General features: G+C 73.4%; 10 protein-coding genes. 9 read left to right on the top strand and 1 reads right to left on the bottom strand.

Annotation, left to right across the window (positions count from 1 at the left end; translation table 11 throughout):
* The first annotated feature begins 1 nt into the window (after position 1).
* From bamA to QWZ14_RS19770, 9 genes are all read left to right on the top strand, one after another.
* On the top strand, positions 2-2287 hold the full coding sequence (gene bamA / locus QWZ14_RS19810) for an outer membrane protein assembly factor BamA (RefSeq protein WP_290318554.1): 2286 nt from the start codon (positions 2-4) through the stop codon (positions 2285-2287).
* 86 nt (positions 2288-2373) lie between these two features.
* Positions 2374-3189: an OmpH family outer membrane protein gene (locus tag QWZ14_RS19805; RefSeq protein ID WP_290318553.1), complete on the top strand. Its 816-nt coding sequence runs from the start codon at positions 2374-2376 to the stop codon at positions 3187-3189.
* 16 nt (positions 3190-3205) lie between these two features.
* Positions 3206-4270, top strand: coding sequence for a UDP-3-O-(3-hydroxymyristoyl)glucosamine N-acyltransferase (gene lpxD / locus QWZ14_RS19800; RefSeq protein WP_290318552.1), 1065 nt, complete (start codon positions 3206-3208; stop codon positions 4268-4270).
* A gap of 3 nt (positions 4271-4273) precedes the next feature.
* Positions 4274-4762, top strand: a complete 489-nt coding sequence (gene fabZ, locus QWZ14_RS19795) for a 3-hydroxyacyl-ACP dehydratase FabZ (RefSeq protein ID WP_290318551.1) — start codon at positions 4274-4276, stop codon at positions 4760-4762.
* Positions 4763-4766: 4 nt separating this feature from the next.
* Positions 4767-5609 carry an acyl-ACP--UDP-N-acetylglucosamine O-acyltransferase gene (gene lpxA / locus QWZ14_RS19790; protein WP_290318550.1) on the top strand — a complete coding sequence of 281 codons (843 nt, stop codon included), beginning with the start codon at positions 4767-4769 and terminating at the stop codon, positions 5607-5609.
* Positions 5606-6463 carry an LpxI family protein gene (locus tag QWZ14_RS19785; RefSeq protein WP_290318549.1) on the top strand — a complete coding sequence of 286 codons (858 nt, stop codon included), beginning with the start codon at positions 5606-5608 and terminating at the stop codon, positions 6461-6463. The genes lpxA and QWZ14_RS19785 overlap by 4 nt, the downstream gene beginning before the upstream one ends.
* Positions 6460-6849 carry a lactoylglutathione lyase gene (gene gloA, locus QWZ14_RS19780; protein WP_290318548.1) on the top strand — a complete coding sequence of 130 codons (390 nt, stop codon included), beginning with the start codon at positions 6460-6462 and terminating at the stop codon, positions 6847-6849. The genes QWZ14_RS19785 and gloA overlap by 4 nt, the downstream gene beginning before the upstream one ends.
* 154 nt (positions 6850-7003) lie before the next feature.
* Positions 7004-8413: a YcjX family protein gene (locus tag QWZ14_RS19775; RefSeq protein WP_290318547.1), complete on the top strand. Its 1410-nt coding sequence runs from the start codon at positions 7004-7006 to the stop codon at positions 8411-8413.
* Entirely contained in the window at positions 8410-9285 is an 876-nt protein-coding gene (locus QWZ14_RS19770) for a DUF697 domain-containing protein (RefSeq protein WP_290318546.1), read from the top strand. Before QWZ14_RS19775 ends, QWZ14_RS19770 begins: the two co-directional genes overlap by 4 nt.
* 54 nt (positions 9286-9339) lie before the next feature.
* Here QWZ14_RS19770 and QWZ14_RS19765 read toward each other — a convergent pair whose 3' ends face one another.
* A complete protein-coding gene (locus tag QWZ14_RS19765) occupies positions 9340-10296 on the bottom strand; it encodes a Bug family tripartite tricarboxylate transporter substrate binding protein (protein ID WP_290318545.1) in 957 nt (318 codons plus the stop codon).
* Positions 10297-10298: the final 2 nt, after the last annotated feature.

Below are 10298 nucleotides of genomic sequence, written 5' to 3'. Positions count from 1 at the left end.
CCTGGCGCGCGGCCAGCAGCAGGCGCAGCTGCGCCCGGCGCCGCGGCCGCGCGCCGCGCCGGTGCGCGCCGCCCCCGCCGACGGCATCGTCCAGGCGGTGGAGGTCACCGGCAACCAGCGGATCGAGGCGGACACCATCCGCTCCTACATGCTGCTGCAGCCGGGCGACGGCTTCGACCCGGACCGGCTCGACCGCAGCCTGAAGTCGCTGTTCGCCACCGGCCTGTTCAAGGACGTGCAGATGCGGCGCGACGGCAACCGCGTGCTGGTGCAGGTGGTTGAGAACCCGATCGTCAATCGCGTCGCCTTCGAGGGCAACCGCAAGATCTCCGACGACGTGCTCGGCAAGGAGATCCAGATGCGCGGCCGGGCGGTCTTCACGCCGCAGGCGGTGCAGGCCGACCGGGCGCGGATCACCGAGCTCTATGCCCGCCGCGGCCGCTTCGCCGCGACCGTCGAGCCGAAGATCATCCAGCTCGAGCAGAACCGCGTCGACCTGGTCTACGAGATCCAGGAAGGCGAGGTGGCCCTGGTCGCCCGCATCAACTTCGTCGGCAACGCCGCCTATTCCGACAGCAAGCTGAAGGAGATCGTGGCGACCAAGGAGCAGGCCTGGTACCGCATCCTCTCCTCCTCCGACCAGTTCGACCCCGAGCGCCTGGCCTTCGACCGCGAGCTGCTGCGGCGCTACTACCTGCGCAACGGCTATGCCGACGTGCAGGTGACCAACGCCACCGCCGAGCTGGCCACCGACCGCACCGGCTTCTTCGTCACCTACGCGGTCGACGAGGGCGTGCGCTACCGCGTCGGCAAGGTGGAGGTGGTCTCCAACCTCCGCAACCTCGAGGCCGACAGCGTCCGCCGCCTGGTCGACGTCACCGAGGGCGACTGGTACGACGGCGACGTGGTCGAGCGCGTGGCCCAGGCGCTGCAGGATGCCGCCAACCTCCGCGGCTACCCCTTCGTCGACGTGCAGCCGCGCATTAACCGCAACCGCGAGGACCGCCGGGTCGACCTGACCTTCGAGATCAACGAGGCGCCGCGGGTCTATGTCGAGCGCATCGACATCGGCGGCAACACCCGGACCCAGGACCGGGTCATCCGCCGCGAGTTCCGCATCGCCGAGGGCGACGCCTTCAACGCCGCGCAGATCCGCCGCAGCCGCCAGCGCATCCGCGACCTCGGCTACTTCTCCGACGTGCAGGTGAACTCGGCGCCCGGCTCGGCGCCCGACCGCGCGGTGCTGAACACCCAGGTGACGGAGCGGGCGACCGGCGAGGTCTCGATCGGCGGCGGCTATTCCACGGATGCCGGCCTGCTGGCCGACGTCGGCCTGCGCGAGCGCAACCTGCTCGGCACCGGCATCGACGCCCGCATCAACGGCACGCTGGCGCAGCGCCGCAGCCAGGTCGACCTCTCGGTCACCGACCCCTACTTCCTCAACCGCAACCTCGCGGCCGGCATCGACATCTTCTACGTCCAGCGCAACCTGCTGAACATCGCCTCCTACCGCGAGCAGCGGCAGGGCTTCACCCTCCGCATGGGCTACGCCTTCAACGACCGGCTGCGGCAGACCTGGGCCTATACCCTGACCCAGCGCGAGATCACCGACATCGCCAGCACCGCGTCGCGCTTCGTGCGCGAGCAGGAGGGCAGCACCCTGCTGTCGCAGATCGGCCAGACCCTGACCTACGACCTGCGGGATTCGGTGGTCGATCCGCGGCGCGGCGCGGTGGTGCGGCTCGGCACCGACTTCGCCGGCCTCGGCGGCGACGTCGCCTATATCCGCGGCCGGCTGGACGGGACCTACTACATCCCGCTCGAATCGGTCTTCGGCGACCCGGACTACCTGCTCTCGGTCTCCGGCAGCGTCGGTTACCTCGAGACGCTGTTCGGCAAGAAGGACCGCATCATCGACCGCTTCTTCCTCGGCGGCGAGAACCTGCGCGGCTTCCGCATCGCCGGCGCCGGCCCCCGCGACACCGCGACGAGCGACAGCCTCGGCGGCCGCCTGCTGTGGACCCAGACGACCGAGATGCGCTACCCGCTGCCGCTGCCGGCCGAACTCGGGCTGGTCGGGCGCGCCTTCGTCGACGTCGGCTCACTGTCGCAGTCGGTCAAGGGCACCGGCATCGCCGACGACGCGACGCCGCGGGTCGGCGCCGGCGTCGGCGTCTCCTGGCGCAGCCCCTTCGGGCTGATCAACATCGACCTCGCCCAGGCGGTGGTGAAGCAGCGCTACGACGAGACGCAGGTCTTCCGCTTCGGCTTCGGCACCCGCTTCTGAGCGGCGGCGGCGGGACCGTCCCGGTTCCGCCCGCCGCGGCCACCCCGCACCCGACCCCGCTACCGACCTCTGGGATCTCCCTGCATATGCCAGCCTTCCGCGCTTCGCCCGCCTCGGCACTGCCCATCGTCGCCCTGGCGGCCTCGACCATGCTGTTCGGCTCCCTCGGCCCCGCCCTGGCCCAGCAGCAGGACCCCGGGTATTTCATCCCCGGCCAGGGCCAGCGCCCGGCCCAGCCGGCACAGCGCCCGGCCCAGCCGGCGCAGCGCCCGGCCCAGCCCGCCCAGCCGAACCGGCCGCGGACCGAGGCGCCGGCGCCGCTGCCGGCCGGCCAGCAGCCGCCCGACGCGGTCATCGGCATCGTCGACGTGCCGGAGATCCAGCGCGTCTCCACCGCCTTCAACCAGGTGCGGGACGAGATCGAGCGGCGCCGCGCCAAGCTGAACGACGATCTGCAGCGCGAGCAGAACAACTGGCGCGAGCAGCAGCAGCAGCTGGCCAACCAGCGCGCCAGCTTGGCGGCCGACCAGCTGCGCGAGCGCGAGCGCGGCCTGCAGGACCGCATCACCGACAGCCAGCGCATCTTCCGCGAGCGGTCGCGGACGATCGAGCAGGCGGCGCAGCAGGCGCTGGTCGAGATCGAGCAGGCGCTCGGCGTGGTGATCCGCCAGGTGGCGGCCAGCCGCAAGGTGAACCTGGTGCTGCCGCGGCCGCTGGTCATCTTCAACGACCCGCCCTTCGACCTGACCGAGGAGGTGGCGCAGCAGTTCAACAAGGTGCTCCGCAGCGTGAACATGCCGGCCGAGGCGACCGGCACCGAGCCGGGGGCCGGCGCGCCGCCGGCCGCGGCCCGCCCGGCCGCGCCGCCTGCGGCCCCCGCCACCCCGCCCCAGCGGCGCTGAGGGACAGGGGGCGGGTTTGGCGACGGATCCACGGTTTTTCGCCAGTGCCGGGCCGCAGCGCCTGGCCGATCTCGCCGCCGCGGCGGGGGGGCAGGCGGCGGGCGACCCGGAGCGGCGCTTCACCGGCGTCGCGCCGCTGCAGGCGGCCGGGCCCGATGACGTCAGCTTCCTCGACAACCGCAAGTACCTGCCGGCGCTGAAGGCGACCCGCGCCGGCGCCGTGGTGCTGGCCCCGGCGATGGCGGCGCAGGTGCCGCCCGGGACCATCGCCATCGTCGCCCCCGCGCCCTATCTCGGCTTCGCCCGGGTCGCCACGCTGTTCCACCCGGCGCCGCGGCCGGTGCCGGGCCGCCACCCGACCGCGGTGGTCGCCGACGACGCCGTCCTCGGCGAGGGCTGCGAGATCGGCCCCTATGCCGTGGTCGGCGCCGGGGCGCGGCTGGGGCGCGGCTGCATCCTGCACCCGCATGCGGTGGTCGGGCCGGGGGTGGAGCTCGGCGAGGACTGCCGGCTGCATGCCCACAGCAGCATCAGCCATGCGGTCGCCGGCCGCGGCGTGGTGCTGCATCCCGGCGCCCGGATCGGCCAGGAGGGCTTCGGCTTCGCGCCCACCGCGGACGGCCGGTTCGAGACCATGCCGCAGCTCGGCCGGGTGCTGCTGGGCGATAACGTGGAAGTGGGCGCCAATGCCTGCGTCGACCGGGGCAGCCAGGGCGATACGGTCATCGGGCCGGGCTCGCGTCTCGACAACCTGGTGCAGATCGGCCACAACGTGACCACCGGCCGGGGCTGCATCATCGTGGCGCTGGCGGGCATTTCCGGCTCCACGACACTGGGCGACTACGTGCAGCTCGCGGCCCAGGCGGGCATCGCCGGGCATCTCGAGATCGGCAGCGGCGCCCGGATCGGCGGACAGGCCGGGGTCATGGAGAATGTCCCGGCCAAGACGGATGTCATCGGCAGCCCGGCCTGGCCGGTGCGGGAATTCTGGCGGGCCATCGCGCGGCTGCGCAAGCTGGGCGCTCCCCCGGGGAAGCCCGCGGGCGGGCCCGACGGCAAGGATGAGGGGAAGGCGGGCTAGCGGATGGACGGCACCGAGGCAACGCAGGCGGAAACCGCCGCACCGGATCTGGTCGACACCTACGACATCGGGCAGATCATGCGGGCCATCCCGCATCGCTACCCCTTCCTGCTGGTCGACCGCGTGGTCGAGGTGGTGAAGAACGTCTCGGCGGTGGGCATCAAGAACGTCTCCATCAACGAGAATTTCTTCCAGGGCCATTTCCCGGAACACCCGGTGATGCCCGGCGTGCTCATCATCGAATGCATGGCCCAGACCGCGGCGGTGCTGGTGGTGGAAAGCCTCGGGCCGGATGCGCGTGGCAAGCTGGTCTATTTCATGACCATCGAGAACGCCAAGTTCCGCAAGCCGGTGGTGCCCGGCGACCAGATGCGGGTGCATGTGGTGCGCGAGAAGAAGCGCGGGAACATCTGGAAATTCCACGCCGAGGCGAAGGTGGATGGCAAGGTCGTCGCCGAGGCGAGCTATGCCGCGATGATCCTGGACCGCTGATCCCTTGACCGTCATTCACCCGAGCGCGCTGATCGCCCCCGACGCGACGATCGGCGCGGGCTGCCGGATCGGCCCCTTCTGCACCATCGGCCCTGAGGTCGTGCTGGAGGCCGGCGTCGAGCTGGTCTCGCATGTCGTGGTCGAGGGGATCACCCGGATCGGGGCGGATAGCCGCGTCCTGCCCTTCGCCAGCATCGGCACGCCGCCGCAGGATACCAAGTACAAGGGTGAGCCGACCCGCTGCGAGGTCGGCGCCCGGACCCTGGTGCGCGAAGGCGTCACCATCCACCGCGCCAGCGTCGGCGGCAGCGGCGTCACCACCGTCGGCGCCGGCTGCATGCTGATGGCCCAGGCCCATGTCGCGCACGACTGCCAGCTGGGGGAGGGCGTCGTCCTCGCCAACAACGTCATGCTCGGCGGCCATGTGCATGTCGCCGACGGCGCCTTCATCGGCGGCGGCGCCGCGGTCCACCAGACCGTGCGGATCGGCCGGCTGGCGATGGTCTCGGGCCTGGCCGGCGTCACCAACGACATCCCGCCCTTCGGCTATGTCTTCGGCCTGCCGGCGCGGCTGGTCGGCTTCAACAAGGTCGGGCTGCTGCGCCGCGGCGCGACGCGGGACCAGCTCCGGACCCTGCGCACCGCGAACAACCTGCTGTTCAAGGACCCCGGCGAATTCGCCGCCAAACTCGAACAGGCCGCCGCCCGCTGGGCGGAGGAGCCGCTGGTGATGGAGATCATCGCCTTCATCCGCGATGCGGCGCGGCGCCGCCAGCTGGTGCGTCCCGGCCGGATGGCCGCCCCCGAGCTCGGCGGCACCGACGAGGAGCCCGGGGACGGGCAATGACGCCTGACCTCGGCCCCCTGGGGCTGATCGCCGGTGGCGGCCAGATGCCGCACCGGGTCATCGCCGCCGCCCGCGCCTCGGGGCGGGAGGTCTTCGTGGTGGTGGTGGAAGGCTGGGCCGACCCGGCCGATTTCGCCGCCGTGCCGCACATCGTGGTCCGGGTCGGCGCCGGCGGCCATGCGATGGAGCAGTTCCGCGCCCATGGGGTCCGCCAGATCGTCATGTGCGGCCGCGCCAGCCGCCCCTCCTTCACCGCCATCCTGCCCGATGCCGGCATGGCCCGGATGCTGCTGCGGGTCGGCCGCGCCGCCTGGCAGGGCGACGACGGGCTGCTGAAGGCGGTGGTGCGCATCCTCGAGGAGGATGGCTACGAGGTGGTGCCCTCCCAGGCCATCGTCCGCGACATCCTGCCGGAAGCCGGCCAGCTCGGCGCCCTGGCGCCGGATGAGCGGGCGCGCGAGGATATCGGCCGCGGCATCGCCGTGGTGCGCGCCCTCGGCCGGGTCGATGTCGGGCAATGCGCGGTGGTGCAGCAGGGGCTGGTGCTGGGCGTCGAGGCGATCGAGGGCACCGACGCGCTGCTCGCGCGTTGCGCCGGGCTCAGGCGGGAAGGCCCCGGCGGGGTGCTGGTGAAGCTGGTGAAGCCGGGGCAGGATCGCCGGGTGGACTTGCCGACCATCGGCCCCGTCACCATCGAAGGGGCGGCGGCGGCCGGGCTCGCCGGCATCGCCATCGAGGCGGGCGGCACCATCGTGGTGGATCGGCCGGCGACCGTCGCGGCGGCGGATGCGGCGGGGCTCTTCCTCGTCGCGCTCAGTGCCGCCGAGCTGCAATCAACGGAGACGACGCCATGAGCAAATTCCTGCACACCATGCTTCGGGTCGGCAACCTCGACCGCAGCGTGAAATTCTACACCGAGCTGCTGGGCATGAAGGAGCTGCGCCGCCGCGACGTGCCGGACGGCAAGTACACGCTCTGCTTCCTCGGCTACGGCGAGGGCAATGCCGAGGGCCAGGGCGAGATCGAGCTGACCTACAACTACGGCACCGAGACCTACGAGCAGGGCAATGCCTTCGGCCACCTCGCGGTCGGCCTGCCGGACGTGGCGGCGGCCTGCGAGAAGGTCCGCAAGGGCGGCGGCAAGGTGACGCGGGAGGCCGGGCCGGTGAAGTTCGGCACCACCATCATCGCCTTCGTCGAGGACCCCGACGGCTACAAGATCGAGCTGATCGAGCGCTGAGCGCGGCGGGGCCCGGCGGGCCCCGCGGTGCAATTCGCCGCCCGCCGGGCGCGGCGGCGGCAACCTTCGGGCCCTGCCGCGCCTTGGTCGGGTGACGCCGCAGGGCCGGGCGGCCCCGGCCCCCGTCAGCGGAGCCACCCCCCAGGAATGATCCATGCCGGTTGACCCCCTCGGCGGCCTGAACGACGTCCTGCGCGGCGTCGAGAAGCTGGGCCGCGACCTGATCGGCCAGCCGCGCATCCGCCTCGCCGTCACCGGCCTGACCCGCGCGGGCAAGACCGTCTTCATCACCTCGCTCGTCGCCAATCTGCTGGCGGCCGGGCGCGGCAGGCGGACCCTGCCGCTGTTCGAGGCGGCGGCCGGCGGCCGGCTGCGCTCGGTCCGGCTGGTGCCCTCGGCCAGCGAGGCGCTGCCGCGCTTCGACGTGGAGGCGCATCTGGCGGCGCTGGCCGCCGATCCGCCGGCCTGGCCGGGGCGGACCGACGACCTCTCGACCCTCGAGCTGACCCTGGAGCTGGACCGGCCCGGGGCCTTCGGCGGCATGCTCGGCAGCCTGATCGGCAGCCGCACCGTCACCCTGGAGCTGCTGGACTACCCCGGCGAATGGCTGCTCGACCTGCCGATGCTCGACCAGGACTATGCCGCCTGGTCGGCCGAGACCCTGCGGCGGCTGCGGCGGGGCGAGCGGGCCGCGTCGGTGCGGGACTTCCTCGCCTGGGTCGAGGCGCTGCCGGCCGGCGCCACGGCCGACGAGAGCCTGGCCCGGCGCGGCCATGCGCTGTATCGCGACGCGCTGCGGGAGTGCCGGGACGGGCTCGGTTTCCGCTTCCTGCAGCCCGGGCGGGTGCTGAACCCGGGGCCGCGCGGGGAGACGCCGCTGCTCTGGTTCTTCCCGCTGCCGTACCCCTCCGGCGGCGGCCTCGCCAGCCTCATGGCGCAGCGCCACGCCGCCTATGTCGCGGCGCAGCGGGCCGAGTTCTTCGAGCCCTTCTTCCGCCGCTTCGACCGGCAGGCGGTGCTGGTCGACGTGCTCGGCGCGCTGCATGCGGGCCAGGCCGCCTTCGAGGATACCGCCGAGGCGCTGGCCGCCATCGCCGCGGCGTTGCGCTACGGCGGCGGCTGGTGGGACTGGCTGGTGGGTGCCGGCGTCGCCCGGGTGGCGTTCGCCGCGACCAAGGCGGACCACGTGCCGGGGCGGCAGCGGGATGCGCTGGCGGCGCTGCTCGGCACCCTGGTGGCGGCGCCGCAGGGGCGGGCGGCGGAGGCCGGGGTCGCCACCAGCGTGCATGCGCTGGCCTCGCTCCGCTGCACCGAGGATGCGGTGGCAACCCTCGACGGCCGGCCGGTCGCGGCGGTGCGTGGCACGCTGCTGGCCACCGGCCAGAGCGCCAAGGTCTATCCCGGCGAGATCCCGCTGCGGCCGCCCGAGCCCGGCTTCTGGGAGCACGGGTTCTTCGAGATGCCGGAATTCCAGCCGCCGAAGCTGGACGCGGCCGGCGGGTCGGGCGTTCCGCATCTCGGGCTGGATGCGCTGCTGGCGGCGCTGATCGGAGACCTGCTGTGAGCGATGCGCCGAAAGGACCACGGATCATCGTCGAGGATGCGGCGGTGGCGCCGCGGCTCGACTTCCAGTGGGAGCAGGCGGTGGTGCCGGTGGCCGCACCCAAGGTGCCCTCGCGCTGGTCCGGCCTCGGCCGGGCGGCGGCGGGGGCGGCGGTGCTGGGCCTCGGGCTGGCGGCGCTGGATGCGACCAATTTCGTCATCGACCAGTTCGGCCGCGGCCCGGTCCAGGGCTGGGCGACCGCGGGGGTGGTTGTCGCGGGCTTCGGCCTGCTGGCCTCCGGCGCCTGGCGGGAGGTGCGGGGGCTGTTCTCGATCCGCGCCGTCGAGCGGGCCCGGGCGGCCTTCGCGCGGGAGGACCTGCCGGCGGCGCGGGCCGAGGCGCTGCGCTGGGCCGGTGGCGTGGCCGAGGCGGCGTCCCTGCAGCCGGCGCTGCGCCAGGCCGGCAGCACCGGGGAGTTGCGGGCGCTGCTGGAGGGCGGGCCGCTGCTGGTGCTCGATGCCCAGGCGGTGGCGCTGGGCCGGGCGGCGGCGGTGCAATCCTTCGCGGTGACGGCGGTGAGCCCCTCGCCGGGGCTGGATGCGCTGGTCTTCACCTGGCGCGGGGTGCGACTGGTGCGGCAGGTGGCGGCGCTGCACGGGCTGCGGCCGGGGCTGCTCGGCACGATGGCGCTGCTGCGGCGGACGCTGCTGGATGCGGCGACGGTGGCGGCGACCGACGTGGCGGTGGATGCCGCGGCGCGGGCGCTGCTGTCGAACAAGCTGCTGGAGCAATTCGCCGGAGAAGCGGCGGCCGGAGCGGTGGCCGCACGCCGCATGCTGCGCCTGTCCAAGGTGGCGGCCGAGGCGTGCCGGATCGTACCGCCAACGCCTTAACTAACAGAAAGCGAAGGGGGCTCGGGGGAAGTGCCTTCCCCCGTCTTTCTTGCCTTACTCCGGCTTCACCCCCGCCCTGGTCAGCACCTCCCGCCACTGCGGAATCTCCCGCCGGATCTGCGCCGCGTACTCCTCCGGCCCGCTGGCGACGATGGTATAGCCCAGCGCCTCCAGCCGCGCCGCCGTGGCGGGTTCCCTGGCCGGTGCGACGATGGCCGCATGCAGCCGGGCCACCACCGCGGGCGGAACGCCGGCCGGCATGATGAAGCCCCACCAGCCCAGCGCATCCACCGCCGGCAGCCCGGCCTCGGCCATGGTCGGCACTTCCGGCAGCAGCTTGCTGCGCGCCGCGGCGACGATGGCGATGGGCCGCAGCTTGCCGCCCTGCACCTGGGCCAGGGCGGAGGAGATGGCGACGAAGCCGTAGCGCACGTCGCCGCTGACCAGGCCGGTGAGCTGCGGCCCGCCGCCGCGGTAGCCGACCAGGGTGATGGGCAGGCCGCTGGCGAGCTGGAACTGCACGGCGGTGAGGTGGGTCGGCGCGCCGATGCCGCCATGGGAGATGCCGAGGCCGCCGCTTTCGGCCTTCGCCTCCGCCAGCACCTGCTGCACCGTCCGCGCCGGGGCATCCGGATGGGCCAGCAGCAGCGCCGGGGCGGTCACCGCCAGGCCCAGGGCGCCGATGTCGCGCTCGGTGTCGTAGGGCAGCTTGGCTGCCAGCAGGTAGGGGTTCAGCACCAGCGCGTTGTCGGCGGTGCCGATGGTGCTGCCGTCGGGCGGCGCGGCGATGAGCTGCTGGGTGGCGGGGACGGTGGCGCCGCCGCCGCGGTTCTCGACCACGAAGGAGAGGCCGCTGATCTCGCCGGCGCGCTGGGCCAGGATGCGGGCCACGAGGTCGCTGCTGCCGCCGGGCCCGTAGGGCACGATGACGCGGACCGGGCGGCCGGCGGGTTGCGCCAGCGCTGGCGCCGCCAGCAGCAGGCTGCCGCCGAGCAGGCTGCGGCGCTGCATGG

Source organism: Paeniroseomonas aquatica (genome assembly GCF_030409335.1).
Lineage (GTDB): Bacteria > Pseudomonadota > Alphaproteobacteria > Acetobacterales > Acetobacteraceae > Belnapia > Belnapia aquatica.
This window is presented reverse-complemented; position numbering and strand designations above follow the sequence as displayed.